General features: G+C 65.8%; 16 protein-coding genes. 11 read left to right on the top strand and 5 right to left on the bottom strand.

What is annotated here, in order from left to right; translation table 11 throughout:
* Positions 1-2 precede the first annotated feature (2 nt).
* On the bottom strand, positions 3-974 hold the full coding sequence (locus AB7F11_RS00335; RefSeq protein WP_428288612.1) for a Bug family tripartite tricarboxylate transporter substrate binding protein: 972 nt from the start codon (positions 972-974) through the stop codon (positions 3-5).
* 59 nt (positions 975-1,033) lie between these two features.
* On the bottom strand, positions 1,034-1,567 hold the full coding sequence (locus AB7F11_RS00330; protein WP_428288611.1) for a nuclear transport factor 2 family protein: 534 nt from the start codon (positions 1,565-1,567) through the stop codon (positions 1,034-1,036).
* A gap of 127 nt (positions 1,568-1,694) precedes the next feature.
* Between AB7F11_RS00330 and AB7F11_RS00325 the strand changes: the two genes are divergently transcribed.
* Both AB7F11_RS00325 and AB7F11_RS00320 read left to right on the top strand, forming a co-directional pair.
* The gene (locus tag AB7F11_RS00325; protein ID WP_428288610.1) at positions 1,695-3,005 is read left to right on the top strand and encodes a CaiB/BaiF CoA transferase family protein; all 1,311 of its coding nucleotides are present in this window, start codon (positions 1,695-1,697) and stop codon (positions 3,003-3,005) included.
* Positions 3,005-3,646 carry a DUF2889 domain-containing protein gene (locus AB7F11_RS00320; RefSeq protein WP_428288609.1) on the top strand — a complete coding sequence of 214 codons (642 nt, stop codon included), beginning with the start codon at positions 3,005-3,007 and terminating at the stop codon, positions 3,644-3,646. The genes AB7F11_RS00325 and AB7F11_RS00320 overlap by 1 nt, the downstream gene beginning before the upstream one ends.
* A 25-nt stretch (positions 3,647-3,671) precedes the next feature.
* Here the strand turns inward: AB7F11_RS00320 and AB7F11_RS00315 are convergent, their stop codons facing one another.
* Positions 3,672-4,667, bottom strand: coding sequence for a Bug family tripartite tricarboxylate transporter substrate binding protein (locus AB7F11_RS00315; protein WP_428288608.1), 996 nt, complete (start codon positions 4,665-4,667; stop codon positions 3,672-3,674).
* A 127-nt stretch (positions 4,668-4,794) separates the two neighbouring features.
* Here AB7F11_RS00315 and AB7F11_RS00310 point away from each other — a divergent pair, with 127 nt between their 5' ends.
* The 5 genes from AB7F11_RS00310 (at position 4,795) to AB7F11_RS00290 (ending at position 8,743) form a co-directional block, all read left to right on the top strand.
* Complete coding sequence (locus tag AB7F11_RS00310) at positions 4,795-5,484, top strand: nitroreductase (RefSeq protein WP_428288654.1); 690 nt, start codon at positions 4,795-4,797, stop codon at positions 5,482-5,484.
* On the top strand, positions 5,484-6,668 hold the full coding sequence (locus AB7F11_RS00305; protein WP_428288607.1) for a thiolase family protein: 1,185 nt from the start codon (positions 5,484-5,486) through the stop codon (positions 6,666-6,668). Before AB7F11_RS00310 ends, AB7F11_RS00305 begins: the two co-directional genes overlap by 1 nt.
* Entirely contained in the window at positions 6,665-7,093 is a 429-nt protein-coding gene (locus tag AB7F11_RS00300) for a Zn-ribbon domain-containing OB-fold protein (protein WP_428288606.1), read from the top strand. The genes AB7F11_RS00305 and AB7F11_RS00300 overlap by 4 nt, the downstream gene beginning before the upstream one ends.
* Positions 7,090-8,061, top strand: a complete 972-nt coding sequence (locus AB7F11_RS00295; RefSeq protein ID WP_428288605.1) for a Bug family tripartite tricarboxylate transporter substrate binding protein — start codon at positions 7,090-7,092, stop codon at positions 8,059-8,061. Before AB7F11_RS00300 ends, AB7F11_RS00295 begins: the two co-directional genes overlap by 4 nt.
* A gap of 112 nt (positions 8,062-8,173) precedes the next feature.
* A complete protein-coding gene (locus AB7F11_RS00290) occupies positions 8,174-8,743 on the top strand; it encodes a nuclear transport factor 2 family protein (protein ID WP_428288604.1) in 570 nt (189 codons plus the stop codon).
* Between the two features lie 4 nt (positions 8,744-8,747).
* Here AB7F11_RS00290 and AB7F11_RS00285 read toward each other — a convergent pair whose 3' ends face one another.
* Positions 8,748-11,342 (bottom strand): CaiB/BaiF CoA transferase family protein, encoded by a 2,595-nt coding sequence (locus AB7F11_RS00285; RefSeq protein WP_428288603.1) that lies wholly within the window; start codon positions 11,340-11,342, stop codon positions 8,748-8,750.
* Between the two features lie 89 nt (positions 11,343-11,431).
* Here AB7F11_RS00285 and AB7F11_RS00280 point away from each other — a divergent pair, with 89 nt between their 5' ends.
* Both AB7F11_RS00280 and AB7F11_RS00275 read left to right on the top strand, forming a co-directional pair.
* Entirely contained in the window at positions 11,432-12,421 is a 990-nt protein-coding gene (locus tag AB7F11_RS00280; RefSeq protein WP_428288602.1) for a Bug family tripartite tricarboxylate transporter substrate binding protein, read from the top strand.
* A gap of 8 nt (positions 12,422-12,429) precedes the next feature.
* Positions 12,430-14,082, top strand: coding sequence for an AMP-binding protein (locus AB7F11_RS00275; RefSeq protein WP_428288601.1), 1,653 nt, complete (start codon positions 12,430-12,432; stop codon positions 14,080-14,082).
* Here AB7F11_RS00275 and AB7F11_RS00270 read toward each other — a convergent pair.
* Positions 14,003-14,854: a FadR/GntR family transcriptional regulator gene (locus tag AB7F11_RS00270; protein WP_428288600.1), complete on the bottom strand. Its 852-nt coding sequence runs from the start codon at positions 14,852-14,854 to the stop codon at positions 14,003-14,005. The two genes, AB7F11_RS00275 and AB7F11_RS00270, sit on opposite strands and share 80 nt — an antisense overlap.
* An 86-nt stretch (positions 14,855-14,940) precedes the next feature.
* Here AB7F11_RS00270 and AB7F11_RS00265 point away from each other — a divergent pair, with 86 nt between their 5' ends.
* Together AB7F11_RS00265 and AB7F11_RS00260 are read left to right on the top strand one after the other, a co-directional pair.
* Positions 14,941-15,810 carry a branched-chain amino acid ABC transporter permease gene (locus AB7F11_RS00265; RefSeq protein ID WP_428288599.1) on the top strand — a complete coding sequence of 290 codons (870 nt, stop codon included), beginning with the start codon at positions 14,941-14,943 and terminating at the stop codon, positions 15,808-15,810.
* Entirely contained in the window at positions 15,807-18,326 is a 2,520-nt protein-coding gene (locus AB7F11_RS00260) for an ATP-binding cassette domain-containing protein (protein WP_428288598.1), read from the top strand. Before AB7F11_RS00265 ends, AB7F11_RS00260 begins: the two co-directional genes overlap by 4 nt.
* Positions 18,327-18,366: the final 40 nt, after the last annotated feature.

Here is an 18,366-nt window from a genome sequence, read left to right as displayed (position 1 = left end):
GCTCAATCAAGTCGGATGCGTGTGCCGGAGATGAATTTTTTCCATCGGGCGGTATCACTTCGTATGATCTGGTCGATGTACTTCGCGCTGGTGTCGGTGGCGGGGTCCACGCCGATGTTGCGCATGCGCTCGCGCACGGCGGGAGTGGCCACCATCTTTGCCACTTCGGCATTGAGCCGGTCAATGACGTCCGCCGGCGTGCCTGCCGGTGCGGCCAGGCTGTACCAGGTGTCAATGTAGAAACCCTTGAGTCCCACTTCCTCCATCGTTGGAAGCTCTGGTGCGGCACCCAGGCGGGACTTGCCGGTGACAGCCAGTGCCCGCAGGCGTCCTGCACGCACGTGCGTGAGCACCGAGGTGTCGACGAACATGAAATCGAGCTGACCACCGAGCAGATCGCTGATGGCGGGACCGGCGCCGCGGTAGGGCACATGCACCACCGGCACGCCCGAGAGCTGGCGGAACATCTCGCCCGAGAGGTGCGGCGTGGAGCCGTTGCCAGCCGAACCATAGAACACCTTGCCGGGTCGCGCCCGTGCGTATTCGATCAGGTCCTTGACCGACTTCACCGGACTGCTGGCGTTGACCACCAGCACATTGGACGAAGTGAACACCATCGAGACCGGTGAGTAGTCCTTGAGCGGATCGAAGGGCAGGCTGGCGTACAGGCTGGGGTTGATGGTCATGGTGCTGTTCACCGCCATCAGCAGCGTGTAGCCATCGGCTGGCGCTTTGGCCACGTAGCCTGCGCCAAGCGCCCCGTTGGCACCGGGTTTGTATTCGACCACCACGCGCTGGCCCAGGCTGGGGCTGATGGCTTCGCTGACCATGTTGCCGAAGGTGGTGCCCATGCCTCCGGGTGGATAGGGAACCACCAGCACCACGGGCTTGTCGGGGTAGGCGGCCCAGGCGGGCATGAGGGCGCTGACGGCCAGCGCGAAGCCGGCGAGCAGTTGGCGGAAAGAAAAAGGCACGGGTGGGGTCTCCTGTAGGAACTGAGTTCAAGAAGGCGCGGAGGTTCAGCGCATGTCGTTCAGACGTCGAGCCAGTCTGGCGTGGCCTGGCGCTGCCCCATGCGAGGGGCCGGGGCATCCAGCGGAACCGGGTCCAGCCGCAGGCGGGTGAGGCGCAGGAAGCTGATCTTCCATTCGGCGCCCTCGCGCCGGTATTCTTCTTCGTAGTGGCCGTAGCCAAAGAATCCTTTGCTGCCCGGGGTCTCTTTCACGGTGCCGCCGTCGGTCCACTCCACAAAATCCTCCATGGCCCAGATCACGCGCGCGGTGTCGGGCCCGGTCATCACGGTCTCCTGCATATGGCAGTGGTGCACAGAGATCGTGTTGGCCAGTCGGGTGGACACGCCCTGCACGAACATCGCCACGTCCGCACCGGCTGGTGCCGAACCCAGGCCCTCGAAGCGGCAGTCCTCCGTGAAGATGGATGCCAGGCGATCCCACTGTTTGGTGTCGATGAAGCGGCAGTACCGGGCTTTGGTCTGGCGGATTGCGTCCACACAGAGCAGGTAATCGAGCGCGTCGCCTGCGTGTGGAGGCGTCGAGGGGGTGGGCAAGGGCATGTCTCCATGGGTATGTCGGCAACAGGCTGCAAAAAACTTGCACCACCTGTTGAACTTGACAGTATAATGGTCTTACCAATGGAATACAAGGCCAATTTCTACTGGCCGTATGAGGACAAACATGCTTGACAACCTGGAAGCCGAGTTCCCCGTCCACACGCCGCGTCCCTCGAACGCGCCCAAGGCGCTTGAAGGCGTGCGTGTCGTCGACTTCACCCATTTCATCGCCGGACCGTTCGCCACCATGGTCATGGCTGACATGGGCGCGGATGTGATCAAGGTGGAAACCCCGGGGCGCGGTGACGAGTTTCGCCACTATCCGCCGGTGCATGCAGAACTGCCGGCACAGGGCGCTCCCTACCTCTGGAGCAACCGCAACAAACGCAGCGCCGCGCTGAACATGAAGACGCCCGAGGGTCTGGCGGTGGTGCGGGAGCTGGTGGCCAAGGCCGATGTGGTGGTGGAGAACTTCTCCACTGGCGTCATGGAGCGCTTCGGTCTGGACTACGAAAGCTGCCGCAAGCTCAATCCGAAACTCATCTACTGTTCCGTCTCGGCCTACGGACGGGAAGGTGAATTCGCCGATCGCCTGGGCTTTGATCCCATTGCGCAAGCGGAGAGCGGCTTCATCTCGATGAACGGCTACAGCGACCGCCAGGGCGTGCGCACGCTCTCGCCGGTGATCGACATCAGCACGGCCACCATGGCCTGCAACGCCATCCTGGGTGCGCTGCTTGCCCGCCACCGTACGGGCGAAGGGCAGTCGATCGAGGTCGCGCTGTTCGACAACGCCGTGCTCATGACGGGCTACGCCGCCCTGCAGCATCTCTTCACCGGCGCGGTGCCGCAGCGCCACGGCAACACCAGCCCGGACACCTGCCCTTCTGGCGTGTTCATGAGCCAGGACAAGCCGTTCTACATCAACTGCGGCAACGACAAGATCTTCCACCGCCTCATGGCACAGGTGATCGAGCGCCCGGACCTGGCCGCCGATCCGGTGCTCTCCGACCGCAATGGCCGCATGGCCAAGCGCAAGGAAATCTTCGAGATGCTGGAAGAGATCTTTGCCAAGCAGCCCTGGTCTTACTGGCAGCCGCGCATGCGTGCAGCCTCCATTCCCTGTGGTGAAGTGCGCAACGTGGGCGATGCACTGCGTTCGCCCGAAGCGCGCGCGCGCAATCTGGTCACACGGGTGGAGCACCCGGTCATTGGCTGGCTGCCCAACGTCGCCCTGCCGATCCGCTATTCCGGCACGCCTGTGGCCGATCCGAAGCCCGCTCCGGCGGTCGGCCAGCACACCGAAGAAGTCTTGCGCGAAACGCTGGGCTACAGCGAGGAGCGCATCGCCGCGCTGCGCGCCACGGGCGCACTGAGCGCATCGGCCCCGCCTGCCAAGAGCCCGGCATCGGCCAAGGCGGAGGCCGCGGCCTGATGCGAGAGCTTCCACCGGCCAAGCCGCGGGAACAGTTGCATACACGTCAGGTGACCTGCACCGGCTGGGCGCGTGAAGATGGTCTGTGGGAGGTGGAGGCGCGGCTCTCGGACACGCGTGCCTACGACATGGACCCGGCCTTCGTGCGCGGCAATGTCGCCATGCGCAAGGCGGGTGACCCCATCCACCTCATGTCGCTGCGCCTCGCGCTCGACGACAGCTTCACCATTGTGGAGGCGCAGGCGGTGTCGCACCAGGTGCCGTATGCGGACTGCTTCGATATCAATCCCGCCTACGAACAATTGATCGGCTTGCGCATCGAGGCCGGCTTCACCCAGGCGGTGAAAACCCGCTTTCGTGGCGCGCTGGGCTGCACGCACCTCACCGAGTTGCTGGGGCCGCTGGCCACCACGGCCTTGCAATCCATCCGCCCGGCGATGGAGCGCAGGCGCCACGCGCTTGGTCTGCCGCCGGCCGAAGAGGGTCCACGCCCCGCGCTGCTCGACAGCTGTTTTGGCCTTCGCAAGGAAGGCCAGCCCGCCATCGTGAGATGGCCACACACGATCCCCCCTGCGTCGCCTGTGGCGCCACCCCCTCAAGGGGACGCTACCAGCCGTCCGGCGGAGCCGGCCCGGCGGTAGCTCTCGAAAAAGCCCTTGCAGCCTCTTATTGAGCCTGGATGCCCTTGGCCTTGATCAGGGCCTGGAAACGCGCGGCTTCCTTGTCCACCAGTGCGCGGAACTCAGCCGGTGTCGTGCTTTGCGGCTCATTGCCGGTGGCAGACAACGCCTCGCGCAGCGGGGCCTGGGCTAGCACCGTCTTCATGGCATCGGCGAGCTTGTTGACCACAGGCGTCGGCGTTCCGGGCGGCGCCACCAGGCCGAAGAACACGTCGGTGGTCATCGCGGGCAGGCCGAGCTCGGCCATGGTCGGCGTGTCGGGCAGAGACTTGTCGCGGCGCGAACCGGTGACGGCCAGGGCGTTGAGCTTGCCGGTGCGGGCCAGGGCGAGGTTGGAGGAGAGTGCGTCAAAGTAGAAATGGATCTGACCACCCATGGTGGCGCTGGCCGATTCGGCACCGCCCTTGTAGGGGATGTGCACGGCATCGAACCCTGCTTCGGTCTTGAGCAGTTCGGCCAACAGGTGCAGGCTGCCGTTCACGCCGTTGGAGCCGAAGCTGAGCTTTCCGGGGTTGGCTTTGCCGTAGGCAATGAGTTGCTTGAGGTCCTTGAACTCGGGCGAAGCCATGATCACGAACATGGATGTCGTGGCCAGGCTCACCGGGATCAGCGTCTTCACGTCGTAGCCCGGGTCCTTGTAGAGGAAGGGTGAAATGGCCATGACGCTGTTGCCCACCCACACCAGCGTGTGGCCGTCGGCCGGCGCGCGCACCGTCTGCTGCACGGAGATGGTGCCCGACGCACCCGGGCGGTTTTCGATCACCACGGGCTGGCCCAGCAACTTCTGGAGTTCCGTGCCCACGAGGCGTGCCGTGATGTCGGTGGAGCCGCCGGCGCCTGCGCCCACGAGGATGCGGATCGGCTTGCTGGGAAAGGACTCCTGCGCGCGCAGCACTGGCGCCATGCCCAGTGCGGCTGCGCCCAGGCCGGCGGCCAGAACCAGGCGGCGGTTGGGCCGGATGTGGGAAAAGTGTTCGTTCATGGTTGTCTCTCTTTGTGGATGAAGCTTCGGCAGAAGGGGGTGGCTCGTACGGATTGACATCAATTGGCTGGCGCATTATATTGGTCTAACCATTAAACATCAAGTCAGTTGCACCCCCATGGACCGAATTCCAGCCTCCTCCGCCGCCGCCCAAGTGCTCGATCAGTTGCTGGCCGAACGGCACAGTTGCCGCGCTTTTCTTCCGCAGCCGGTCGACATCGAGGTGCAGAAGCGGTTTCTCCAGACCGCCCAGCGCACCGCTTCCTGGTGCAACTCCCAGGCCTGGCAGGTCACCATCGCCTCCGGTGCGGCGGTGGAGCGATTCCGTGAAGCCATGTACCGGGCCGCCAGCAGCGGCGCCGAGCGCGGCAGCGACTTTCCGTTTCCCAAGGAGTACACCGGCCCCTACCTGGCGCGTCGGCGTGAATGCGGCTTTCAGCTCTACCAGGCGGTGGGCGTGGAGCGCGGCGACAAGGCCGGTGGCGCACGCCAGGCGCTGGAAAACTTTCGCCTGTTCGGCGCGCCGCATGTGGCCATCCTCACCAGCGACCCCGGCCTCGATGTGTATGGCGCGGTGGACGTGGGGGGCTATGTGCAGGTGTTGCTGTTGGCCATGCAGGCCCACGGCGTGGCCGCGATTCCGCAGGCCGCTCTGGCCGCGCACAGCGGCCTGGCCAAATCGTTGCTCGGCATCGACCCGGCGCGCAAGGTCGTGTGCGCCATCTCTTTTGGATATGAAGACACCAGCCATGTGGCCAACAGCTACCGCACCAGCCGCGCCAGCCTGGACGAAGCGGTGACCTGGGTGACCGACTGATGGGTTTCTTGCAGCGGCGCGATCTGGCGATCGTCGGGTACGCCGAAACGAAGCTCGTGCGGCGCAGCGGCCGCAGCGCGTTGTCGCTTGCTGGCGAGGCGGTGAGCGCCTTGCTCGCACGCACCGGCATCCAGCGTGATCAGATCGACGGCTTCGCCACCACCCTGGCAATGTCCGAAGGCGGCAACCCGTTTTACAGCAGCCTCATGGCCGAAGGCCTGGGGCTGTCGGTCTCCTGGTGTCAAGCCACCGACATCGGCGGCGCATCCTCGGGCGGCAACCTGATCCGTGCAGGCATGGCGATCGACGCCGGCCTGTGCGAGATCGTGCTCTGTCTGGCGGCCGATGCGGTCTCCACGCAGGACCGCTCGGTACAGTCTGGCCACCGCACCGAGTTCTGCGACCCTGCCGGCTACGCCGGCCCGCTCAGCGCCTTTGCCTTGCTGAGCTCGGTGTACGACCACCGCCACGGCCTGCCTCACGATGCGCTGGCCCGCCTGGCGGTGACGCAGCGCAATGGCGCGCTGCTCAATGACAACGCCTGCGAGGTGCTGCGCAAGCCGCTGACCGAACGCGACTACCTGAACTCGAAGATCGTCTCCGATCCCCTGCGCATCCTGGACTGCGTGATGCGCTGCGACGGTGCCAGCGCGGTGCTGGTCATGTCCACCCGAAAGGCACGCGAACTCGGGTTCCAGACGATCGTGCATCCCATTGCCTACGCCGAGCGCATCAACTTCGATCCGCGCGAAGCGCACGGCGACGACATACTCATCAGCGGCTTCACCGACGTGGGCCCGCGCGCCTTCAAGGCTGCCGGCATGGCTCCCGAGGATGTCCAGATGCTGCACTGGTACGACGACTTCCTCATCGCACTCATCCTGCAACTGGAGCAGACGGGCTTTTGCGGCCCGGGCGAAGGTGGCGCCTTTGTGCTCTCGCACGACATGAGCCACGCGGGCGAGCTGCCGCTGAACACTGGCGGAGGTCAGATCTCGGCCGGCCAGCCGGGCCTGGCCGGTGGCGGTGTCAATCTCATCGAGTGCCTGCGCCAGCTCTTTGGCGAAGCCGGCGAACGGCAGGTCAAGCGGCACGGCAACGCCATGCTCAGCGGCATCGGCGTGATTCCTTATGCGCGCAACTGGGGCACGAGCAGCGTGATGCTGCTCGAGCGCGGGCAATGAGCGCCGACGCCCGACACAGCGACGTGGCTGCGCCCTTCTGGGCCGGCGTGCGGGAGAGAAAACTCATGCTGCAGTTCGACGCGGCCAGTGGGCGCGCCCAGTTCTATCCCCGACCGCAAAGTCTCCACAGCGAGGCCGGTGTGGTGTGGCGCGAGGCCAGCGGACGCGGCACGATCTACGCACTCACGAACAGCCGTGTGGCACCGACTGCGCTGGCCGGGCGTGTGCCCTATGCGCTGGCCCTCGTGAAACTGGAGGAGGGTCCCCGAATGCTGGCCCGCGTTCTGGCGCCCTTCGACCAACTCGCCATCGGCCAGGCCGTGCGAATCACCTGGGAAGAGGGCGGCGACGCGCCGGCCTTTCCCGCATTCAGGCCGACCGGCGTTGCCGGCGGCTTTTCTCAAGACGAAGGAGACTCCCCATGATTTCACGCCGCCACCTGCTGGGTGCATCCGCCCTTTCCGCGCTGCCGATGGGCCACACCTGGGCGCAATCCGGCTTTCCCGGCAAGCCGGTTCACCTGATCGTTCCGTTTGCCGCAGGAGGCACGGGCGACGTCCTCTGCCGCAACCTCCAGGAACCGCTGCAGAGACTGCTGGGTCAACCCATCGTGGTGGAGAACCGCCTGGGCGCCGGTGGCACGGTGGGCACGCAGTACGTAAAGAACGCAGCACCCGACGGCTATACGCTGCTGCAGGTGGGCAACACCACGGTGACCAGCGCGCTCATGCGCAAGAACGCCGGCTTTGACCCGATCAAGGACTTTGCGTCCGTCGGGCTGGTGGCTACCACACCCATGGTGTTGCTGGTCAACCCGGTGATTCCTGCCAACAATGTGGCTGAACTCATTGCCTACGCCAAGGCTCGTCCGCGTGGTCTGGAATATGCCTCGGCGGGCCGGGGTTCTCTGGGGCACCTCACCAACGAGCTGTTCAACCAGATGGCGGGGCTGGAAATGGTCTACGTCCCCTACCAGGGCTCATCGCAAGCCACGAACGCCGCGCTCACCGGCGAAGTCAAGATGATCATCACCACGCCATCGGATGCCATCAACGGCCTGGTGGCCAGTGGCCGCCTGAAGATGCTGGGCGTGTCTTCGCCGCAGCGCAGCCCGCTGCTGCCCAACGTGCCCGCGATCGCCGAGACACTGCCCGGCTTCGATGTGCAGGCCTGGTTCGGTCTGGCGGCGCCGGCGGGCACGCCGCCCGATGTGATTGCGCGGCTCAACGAGGCCTTGAACAAAGCCGTCAGCGAACCCGCCCTGCAGGCCAAGCTCGCGGGCCTGGGCATGACACCCAAGCCCGCACCGGCAAAGACTTTTGCCGATACTTGGGCCGCCGATCAAAAGATTTGGACGCGCGTGATGCAGCAGGCCAATCTGCAACCGGAATAGCAATCTCCCCCGCGTCGCTTCGCGCCACCCCCCGGGGGGCAACACCTGCGGCCCGGCAAAGCCGGTTCCGCGGTGTTTCTCGAAGCGCCACCTCTCTCGAAGATCATCTGACATGAACAACGACTACTCGCCCGAACGCATCGCCGACCGCATGCAGATCCAGGACTGCATGTACCGCTGGTGCCGCAGCGTGGACCGGCTGGACTTCGATCTGATGAAGACCGTGTTTCACCCCGACGCCACCGATGCGCATGGCGCCTACGACGGCGGCGTGGACGGCCTGATGGAATGGATTCGCAACCGGCACCGCAACATTCCGTTTTCCATGCACGCGGTGAGCAACCTGCTCATCGAGTTCGCGGGTCCCGACCTGGCTTTGGTGGAGAGCTATGTGCGCACCACCCAGCGCTATCCCGCCGAAGCAGCCCAGGCGCTGGCGCAGCTGGCCGGCGGCAAGGCACCCGAGGGGGCCATGGATCTGCTCACCTGCTCGCGGTATGTGGACCGCTTCGAGCGGCGCCAGGGCAAGTGGAAGATTCTCAAGCGCACGCTGGTGGCCGACTGGAAGCAGGTGGTGCCGGTGGCCGCCAACGCGCCGCAACCGGTGCCGGGCTGGGAGTCGGGCCAGCGCACGCAGGAAGACTTCGTGTTCCGCGAGCGCAAGGCCCTGGGCCTGGCCTGATCCTTCAGATCACGTCGTCGCGCGCAAGGTCGCGGATGGTCGAGGTGCTGTAACCCAGCAGCTCGCCCAGCACGTACTCGTTGTCCTCGCCGTACAGCGGTGCGCCGCGATCGGGCAGACCGCCCACATGCGATGGCGTGGCCGATAGCTTGAACGGCATCTCGGTGATCGGCCAGGTGCCGATTTTTTCCGCCGCCACCTCGGTCATCCACTGCTCCTGCGCGAGCTGTGGGTCGTGCTCGCAGCGGTCTTCGGCGGACTGGCAGACGCCTGCGCTCACACCCGCCGCTTGCAGCAGCGCCATGCAGGCGTAGGGCTCCTGCGTGCGCGTCCATTGTTCTACCAGGGCGTCGAGTTCGTCCTGGTGTGCGAGGCGGCCGGCCAGCGTGGCAAACCGTGCGTCGCTCGCCAGTGCGGTGACGCCGCTGGCTCGCACGAAGGCTTCCCAGGCGGCCTGCGTTTCACAGGCAATCGCAATCCAGCGGTCGTGGCCCAGGCAGCGATAGGCGCCGTGCGGCGCGCAGGTGTTCCAGGGTGATCGGTTGCCGTTGCGTCGAAACGCACGTCGGTGCGCAGCCCATTCGAGCGCACTCACGCCGCACACCATGAGCCCGCTCTCGCACTGCGAGGCATCCACCCACTGGCCCTCGCCAGTGCGCTGGCGGTGCAGCAGGCCGGCCAGGATGGCCTGCGCAAAGCTGTAGGCACCGATCCAGTCCAGGTAGGAATAGCCCCAGCCTGCCGGCGGTGCGGGTTCCGGCAGGCCCGACATTTCCGACAGGCCGGTAAAGGCGGCTGCGATCGGTCCCACGGTGCGCATGCGCCCATACAGGCCATTGGCGCCCATGCCCGATTGCTGCACATAGATGATGTCGGCGCGGATGGCTTTCATGGCCTCGTAGCCCAGGCCCCAGCGCTCCATCACGCCGGGCGAAAAGCCCTCGGCCACCACATCGCTCACCGCCACCAGCTGGCGCGCGATCTCCAGCCCGCGGGGGTCGCGAATGTTGAGCGAGAGGCCGCGCTTGCCGGCATTCTTGTGGTTGAAGTGGCCGCCCATCTCGGGCAGGTTCAGTCCGGGCAGCGGCCCAGTGGCGGTGCGCCTCGCCTCGCGCCCGCCTTCGGGCGCGTTGGCGCCCAGGCGCGCATCGGCATTCGCCTTCCATTCCACCTTGATGCATTCGGCGCCCAGGGCCGTGACCATGCGTGTGCCGCCAGCGGAAGCGAGGAACCAGGAAAAATCGAGAATGCGCACGCCTTGCAAAGCGAATGGCTTGCCGCGCGCCGACAGGCGCGCAGGCCGGCTCACCGCCTTCACCGACGGTGCAGAACGCCGCTCGGCCAGCACCTCCGCCGTGTGCTCGCCCAGCAGCGGCGCACGACGTCGGGCCTGCCAGCCGGTGGCGGTGGACAGCCACTTGCCGCGCGGATAGGGCAGGGCTCGGCCCAGTTCAGGATGTTCGATCCAGGCGTGGCTGCCGCGCGCCTGCCAGTGCGGGTCGTCCAGGCTCTCGTGCGGTCTTCGCAGGGGTGACCACATCAACCCCTGTGCCTGCGCGTCCTGCCAGGGGAGGTCCTCGTAGAGAAAGCCTCGCACGAAGCGCTGCACCACCTCGAACACATGGGCGCGGTGTTCGTCGAAAGGCACTGCGCCAGGCACGTCGCGCTTCTTCGGGTCGCGTTGTCCATCCGGCGCGGTCAGGTCGTGGGCCGCCCCGTGTGCCTGCAGAAAGCGCACCACGTTGGCCTCGTCGCCCGCCGTCACCATCCAGCCCAGGTTCCAGCGGCCGTCCTTGGTCTGGGCCAGGGGCGTTGCCGGGTTGAGGATCTCGGCCGAGTGCCGGCAGGTCTGGCGGTGTTGCGCGGCGCCGCGCATCACCCAGTTCATCAGGTCCATCTCGGTGGAGGTGGACACCGCGGTGTGCACCGCGCAACTCACGTCCTGGCCCTGGCCGCTGGCGTGGCGTGCCACGAGCGCGCCCAGAATGCCCACCAGGGCCTGCTCACCAGCGATGTGGCTGGCGTGGAAAGCCTGTGGGGCAATGGGAGGCACGTCGTAGTGCCCGGAGGGGTCGGGGTCGTAGCCGCAGTTCATCATCACGCCCCCCAGTGCCAGGTGCACCAGGTCGCTGCCTGCATGGTCCTTCCAGGGGCCGGCGTCGCCAAAGGGCGTGATGCGCGCGGTGATCAGTGCAGGAAAGCGCTGGCCCAATTCGGCCAGGTTCATGCCGGTGGCCCGGGCGAGTTCGTCCTGGCGACCGCATAGCAGCACATCGGTGCTCTCCAGCAGGCGCAGCAAATCCTGGCGGCCCGCTGGTGTTTCCAGGTCCAGCACGAGCGAGCGCTTGTCCCGGTTGTAGGCCCAGAAGAATAGCGAGTGCTCGGGGTCTGGCGTGTCGTTCAGAAACGGCGCGATGCGCCGGGAGGGGCTGCCCGAGGGTGGCTCGATCTTCACCACGTCGGCGCCCATGGCGGCCATCAGCAGGCCGCAGTGGTCCAGGTGTTGATCACCCGTCTCCAGCACTCGCAGGCCCTGCAGAGGACCCGGGGCGTCGGGTGGCTGGAAAGGCGTGCGGAGCGGAGCGCTGTTCTCGGGCATTTGTCTCAATGATTGAATGGATGGACCAATTAGGCTAACATACCGTTGCACAACGATCCACTGTGCACCAGATCAGAAAAGGAAGAGACATGAACCGGCATTTCCGAAAAATCCTCGCGCTCGCCTGTGCCTTCGTCACACTGGCCAGCGCCCCGCTGCATGCGCAGCAGGCCGCATCGAACTATCCTTCGCGCCCGGTCACGATCGTGGTGCCGTTCACCGCCGTTGGTGCCACCGATGTGTCGGCGCGCCTGATAGCGGCCTTGCTGACAAAGCAGTTGGGGCAGGCCTTCGTGGTCGAGAACCGAACGGGTGCCAGCGGCATGATCGGCATGAACGTGGTAGCGCGTGCCGCACCCGATGGTTACACGCTGGGCTGGGGTGGCAACAGCCCGATGTCGGTGGCGCCGCATCTGAAAAAAGAGCCCCTGTACGACCCCTTGACGGCGTTCGCGCCCGTGAGCCTGGCGGCCATTTCTTCCTGGATCATGACCACGCGCCCAGGCTTGCCGGTGAGCACCGTGGCCGATCTGGTGGCGCTGGCCAAGACCCAGCCGGGCAAGCTCAGCTTTGCGTCCTCGGGCAATGGCAGTGCGCCGCACCTGATCGGTGAGCTGTTCAAGTCCTCGGCCGGCATCGACATGCTGCACGTGCCCTACAAGGGCGAGGTCGATGGCTTCAACGCCATGATGTCCGGCCAGGTCGACATGATGCTTGGCTCCACTTCTGCGGCTTCGCAACTGGTCAAGGCTGGCCGCCTCAAAGGCCTGGCCGTGACCACGCCCCGGCGCGATCCTGCGGTGCCTGATTTGCCCACCGTGGCCGAGGCCGGCGCACCGGACCTCACCTTCGAGATCTTCTTTGGCATGCTCGCGCCCGCAGGCACGCCCGCCCCTGTGGTGGCCAGGCTGGCGGAGGCGATGAAGCAGGCCGTGGCCGATCCGAGCTACCGCGAGACCATGGCCAAGGCAGGCGTGATCGCCACCAGCAGCACGCCCGACGAATTCCGTGCCTTGCTGGTGCGGCACAACGAACGCTGGAAAGACATCATCCGGCGCAACAACATCTCCAGCGAGTGAGCGCCACCTTGAACGCATTTGCCCCGGCCGTCGATGCCGACACCTATGCCCTGAGCGACCTGACCATCGCGCGCGTGCTCGCCAGGCAGGCGGCCGCGCATCCTGACAAGGTCTTTCTCACTGAAATTGCCACGGGCAGGCGTTTCACTTATGCCCAGATGGACGCCTGGTCCAACCGCGTGGCCCATGCGCTGGAAACCTTCGGTCTTCGTCGCGGTGCGCATGTGGGCGTGTTCCTCGGCAATGGTGCCGAGCACCTGGCGCTGTTCTTTGGTATCGGAAAGCTTGGTGCGGTGTCGGTGCCGGTGAACACCGCTGCGCGCGGGGAGTTGCTGCGTTATTACCTCACGCAATCGGACTGCGAAGCGGTGGTGGTGGAGGACTCGTTGCTGGAGCGCCTCGACGAAGTGCTGCCTGATCTGCCTGCAATCCGGCGCGTGTTGGTGGTGCGTACACCGGGTGAAGCGCCAGGCACGTCCGTGAGCGCCGGTTCACACGAGGTGGCCGATTTCACCGAGGCGGTGGGCGCCGCCAGCGAAGCCGCGCGTGGACTGGATGTGAAGTGCTCTGACCTGCTGATGCTTGCCTACACCTCGGGCACCACCGGTCCGTCCAAGGGCAGCATGCTCTCGCACGCGGCCGCGCTCACTTACGGCACCAGTGCCGCTGAGGCGCAGGGTTACCGCGAGTCCGATGTGTTCTACGTCTGTCTCCCGCTGTTCCACAACAATGCCTTGCTGGCGGCCAGCGGAGCGGCCCTGGTTTGTGGTGCCTCGGTGGTGCTGTCGCGACGCTTCTCGGTTTCGCGCTTCTGGAGTGAAATCCGCGAACACCGTGCCACCATCACCAATTTTCTCGGCGCCATGTCCAGTTTTCTCTGGAGCAGCCCGCCGTCACCGGCCGACGCCGACAACCAGCTTCGCCTGGTGAGCATGGCCCCCACGCCGAAGTATGCCGCCGAGTTCGAGAAGCGCTTTGGACTCAAGGCCATGAACAACTATGGCCTGTCAGACTTTGCCATGGTCACCGCGTTCACTGAACACGAGCCAGCGCAGAAGCTGGGCTCGATCGGCAAGCCGCGCCGGGGTTTCCAGGTGCGCATCGTGGACGAGGACGACTTCGAGGTGGCGCCCGGTGAAGTGGGCGAGATCGTGCTGCAGAGCGACGACCCCTGGCGGGCGGCCACCGGCTACTACAAGATGCCCGAGGCCACGCTGGCCGCGCACCGCAACCAGTGGTTTCACACCGGCGATCGCGGCGTGTGCGACGCCGATGGCTACCTCTGGTTCGTCGACCGCAAGAAGGACTGCATTCGCCGCCGGGGTGAGAACATCTCGGCCTTCGAGGTGGAGCAGATCATCGCCACCCATCCTGGTGTGGCCCATGCAGCCGTGGTGCCCGTGGCCACCGACACCAACGACGAGGAAGTGGGTGCGGTGGTGGTGCGCAGGGATGGCAGTGCATTGAGTGAGCTGGACCTCATCGAACATTGCCAGCGCAACATGGCTTACTTCATGGTGCCTCGCTACATCCAGTTTCTTGCAGAACTGCCCACCACCGTGAACCAGAAGGTGGAGAAGTTCAGGTTGCGCCAGGCGCTCGAGCGCGACCTTTCTTCGGCGTGGGACCGCGAGGCGGCCGGCGTGCAGGTTCAGCGCTAGCGCCAGCGCTGGCGGCCGAGGCCGGTTTGCCGGGTGGCAGCCCGCGCGCCTTGACCATGTAGCCCTGGTGGAGCTTGGTCAGTGCGGAAACCATTTCCTTCACGGCCTTCTCGGCGTCGCGCTTGCGCAGGTGGGCGAGCAGCCGCTTGCGCGACGGCAGGGTGTAGGTCTGGTCCTCCGTGGGGCCGATGGCCTTCACGAACTGGCGCAGGATCTCCACGATGCCCTCGGTGGTGGCCAGCAGGATGGGGTTGTGCGTGGCCTTGGCCAGCAGCACATGGAAGGCCTGGTGGTACTTGGTGCGCTCTTCGAAGCTGCCCGCGTTGTGCATCTCTTCGGCCATGGCCACATTGCGCTCGAGTTCGGCCAGGTCTTCGTCCGTCATGTTCTCGCAGGCCATGCGGATCACCGCAGAACTGACCGAGATCCGCGCGGCGGTGAGGTGGTCGGGTGTGATGGCGCCGAGGAAATAGAGGTCGCGCATGCCATTGACCACCGCGTTCGAACTGCCCGGCAGCACGAATGCGCCGCCGGCAGACCCCAGCTTGAGCTCGATCAAGCCACTCAGCTCCAACGCCCGAAGGGCTTCGCGCATGGTGTTGCGGCTCACGCCGAACATCTGCGCCAGGTCACGCTCGGGCGGCAGCTTGTCGCCCGGCCGCAGCTTGCCTTCGGAAATGTTGCGCCGCAACTGGCTGGCCACTTCCTGGTAGATGCGCTGAGGGCTGATCGGCTGGATGCCGAAGCTGGAGGAGGGGGGTGAGGTTTTCATGGGCGCAATCGTAGTGGCAAAGGATGGTTGATGGATGGGGAACCTCTATTGCACCAATGGTTGGTCCAATGATATATTGAGACGATATGCTTGACGCCATCCTCTCTCAGACCGTCAACGGTCTCGTGCTCGGTTTTCTCTTCATCCTGATCTCGATCGGTCTGTCGATCGTGTTCGGTCTGCTGGGCATCGTGAACGTGGCCCACGGCGCATTTTTTGCCCTGGGCGCTTACTTTGCCCTGACGCTGCAGCGCGAGTTCGGCTGGGCTGCGGTGCTGCTTGCGCCCATCGGGGTGGGTCTGGTGGGTATCGTGGTCGAGCGTGTGCTGGTGCGCCGTCTCTACGGCAAGGACCCCCTGATGACGCTGGTGCTCACCTTCGCGCTGTCGCTGTTCATCGAGGCCGTGATCCGAACCACCTGGGGGTCGAGCGCGCAGCCACTCTCTCCGCCCGAGGTGTTCTCAGGCTTCATCGAATACGGCCCCATCCTCACCACCACCTACCGCGTGGCGGTGCTTTTCATCACCGTGGCAATTCTCTTGTTGCTCTGGGCCTTTCTGTCCTTCACGCCCTACGGCCGCATCCTGCGCGCAGGGAGCCGAGACCCGCAGATGGTGGGCATGCTGGGCATCAACCTGCCGCTCGTGCTGACCGGCGCGTTTGGCGTGGGTTGCATGCTCGCGGGCGCGGCGGGCGTGCTGGCCGCGCCCCTGTGGTCGGTCACGCCCAGCATGTCTGCGCAGGCCATCATGCCGGCCTTCGTGATCGTGACCATCGGCGGCCTGGGTTCGTATGGTGGCGCGGTGGTCGCGGGCCTGCTGGTGGGCCTGGTGACGGCCATGAGCACGCAGTTCTTCCCGCAGGCCGCCGGTGTGGCGATGTACCTGCTGATGGCGGCGATCCTGCTGGTGCGACCGCGCGGCCTCTTTGGCGAGCACTGGGAACATTTTTCATGAAGCGCCTTTTCAAACACCCCGTGGCCCAGGTGGCGGCCGCGCTGGTGGTGCTCAGCTTGCTGACCCTGGTGACCACGCTGCCGCTGGGCCGCGTCACGCAGATCGCCATCTACGTGCTCTATGCCGCTGGCATTTCGTTGCTGGTGGGCTATCTGGGCCTGGTGCCCTTTGGCGGCTCGGTGTTCTTTGGGCTGGCCGGCTACGCGGCGGCACTTTCGCTGCTGCACTGGTTTGGCGATGTCAACGAATTCGCGGGCCTGGCTTTTGCCGTTGTCTTCACTGCGCTGGTGGCGCTGCCCGTGGGGGCACTCATCCTGCGAAGGCGGGGCCTGTATTTTTCACTCTTGAGTCTGGCGTGCGCACAGATCGCCTACGAGATCGCCTACAAATGGACGGACCTCACCGGTGGCGAAAACGGCCTGCAGCGCGTGCCCCGGCCGGTGCTGGAATCGGCCGTGGCCCTGCACGTCTTTGTCGTGGTCACGGTGCTCGTGACGCTGTGGTTGATGTGGCGCCTGGCACATTCACCGCTCGGGCGATTGTTCCAGGCCATCCGCGACAACGAACAGCGCTCCTCCAGCCTGGGTTACGACGTGCAGCGCATCAAGCTCGCCGGCTTTGTGATCTCGGCGGCGATCACCGCCCTGGCCGGCGGCATGCTCACGCTCTTCATGCGCGGTGTGTACGCCAACCCGCTGAGCTGGGAGCACGCGGCCGACGCGCTGCTCATGACGGTGCTGGGCGGCATGCACCACTTCGTGGGTGCGCTTTGGGGTGCCATCGTCTTCATCGTGCTGGAAGACCAGCTCAGCGCCATCATCAACAACTGGTGGCTGTTGTTCGCGCCACTGATCATGCTGGTGGTGCTGGTGGCACCCGAGGGCATCCATGGCCTGCTGCGGCGCTTTCTGGGTCGCAAGGGTTGGACGCTGGTGCGCGAGGGCATTCCAGCACGTCCTGCCCGCATTGCGCCATACGCCCCGATGGCGGCGGTCGTCCCGCAGAAGGGCGAGCCGCTGCTCAGCGTGCGGGGTCTCACCAAGAAATTCGGCTCGCTCACCGTGGCTGCGGGGTATGACTTCGACGTGCATGCGGGCACGCTGCACAGTTTCATTGGCCCCAATGGCGCGGGCAAGACCACCTTTTTCAACATGCTCAGCGGCGTGCTGCCGGCCGACGCGGGCGTGGTTCGCTTCCTCGGCCGCGACATCACGCGTCTGCCGATGCACCAGCGCATTCGCCTGGGTCTGGCGCGCTCGTTTCAGATCGTCAGCGTGTTCACCCATCTCACGGCGTTCGAGAATGTGCGCCTGGCGGTGCAGGCCACGCGGCCGGCTGCACACGCCTTCTGGCGCGACGCCCACACATCGGAGGAGATCAATGCGCGCACGTGGTCGGTGCTGGAGGCGGTGGGCCTGGCCGATCGCGCGGCCGAGCTGTGTACCGATCTTTCGCACGGTGAGCGCCGCCTGCTGGAGATCGGCATCACCCTGGCCACCGAAGCGCGCCTGCTGCTGCTGGACGAACCGCTGGCAGGGCTGGGCGAAGCCGATCGCGAGCGCGTGGCCGGGTTGATCCAGGCCCTGGCGCGTTCGCACGGCGTGGTGTTGATCGAACACGACATCGACCGCGTGCTCGCGCTCTCCGACCGCATCACCGTGCTGCACCAGGGCAGGCTGATCGCCGATGGCAAGCCGGCCGAGGTGGCGGCCAACCCCGAGGTGGTGCGCGCCTACCTGGGCAGTTCGGCCGAGGTGCGCAGTGCGGCAGCCGCCGAGCGCGTGCCGCGAGCAGCCACGCCGGTGGTGCTGCAGGCCAGCGGCCTGGCGGCCGGCTACGGGGGTGGCCGCATTCTGGATGGCATCGACCTGCGGGTGCATGAAGGTGAAGCCGTGGCCCTGCTCGGTCGCAATGGCGTGGGCAAGACCACCTTGCTGCGCGCGCTCTACGGCATGCTGCCGGCCGACGAGGGTCGCATCGTCTGGAATGGGCGCGAGATCCAGAACTTGCGCCCCTTCGAGATCAACCGCCTGGGTATCTCCATGGTGCCCGAGGGGCGTCGCCTGTTTCCCAACCTGACGGTGCAGGACAACCTGCTGATCGCCCTGCGCCCGGGCGGCATGTCGCTGGAAGAGGTCTATGAACTCTTTCCGCGCCTGTCCACGGTGCGCAAGTCGCGCGCGGAAAACATCTCGGGCGGCGAACGGCAGATGGTGGCGATCGCACGCTCCTTGCTCACACCCAGCCGGCTGATCCTGCTCGACGAACCTTTCGAAGGGCTCGCCCCGGCCGTGGTCAACGAGGTGATGGCCGCCGTGCAGAAGCTGCGCGGTCGCGTGGCCATGGTGCTGGTGGAGCACCACGCCGAGCAGGTGCTTTCCATCGTCGACCGCGCGGTGGTGCTGGTCAACGGCAAGGTCGCCTTCGAGGGCGATGCCACGGCGCTGGCCGACGACCAGGCTCTGCAGGCACGCCTGCTGGGTCTGGTGGAGCCCGTGCAGGCCGATGCCGTCTGATTATTTTTTCGCAGGCCCCTCATTCATTCACCGAAGGAGA

Origin of the sequence: Hydrogenophaga sp. (genome assembly GCF_050250835.1) — a bacterium.
Classification (GTDB): Bacteria; Pseudomonadota; Gammaproteobacteria; order Burkholderiales; family Burkholderiaceae_C; genus Hydrogenophaga.
The sequence above is the reverse complement of the archived record's forward strand: the minus strand, read 5'-3'. Positions and strand labels throughout refer to the sequence as shown.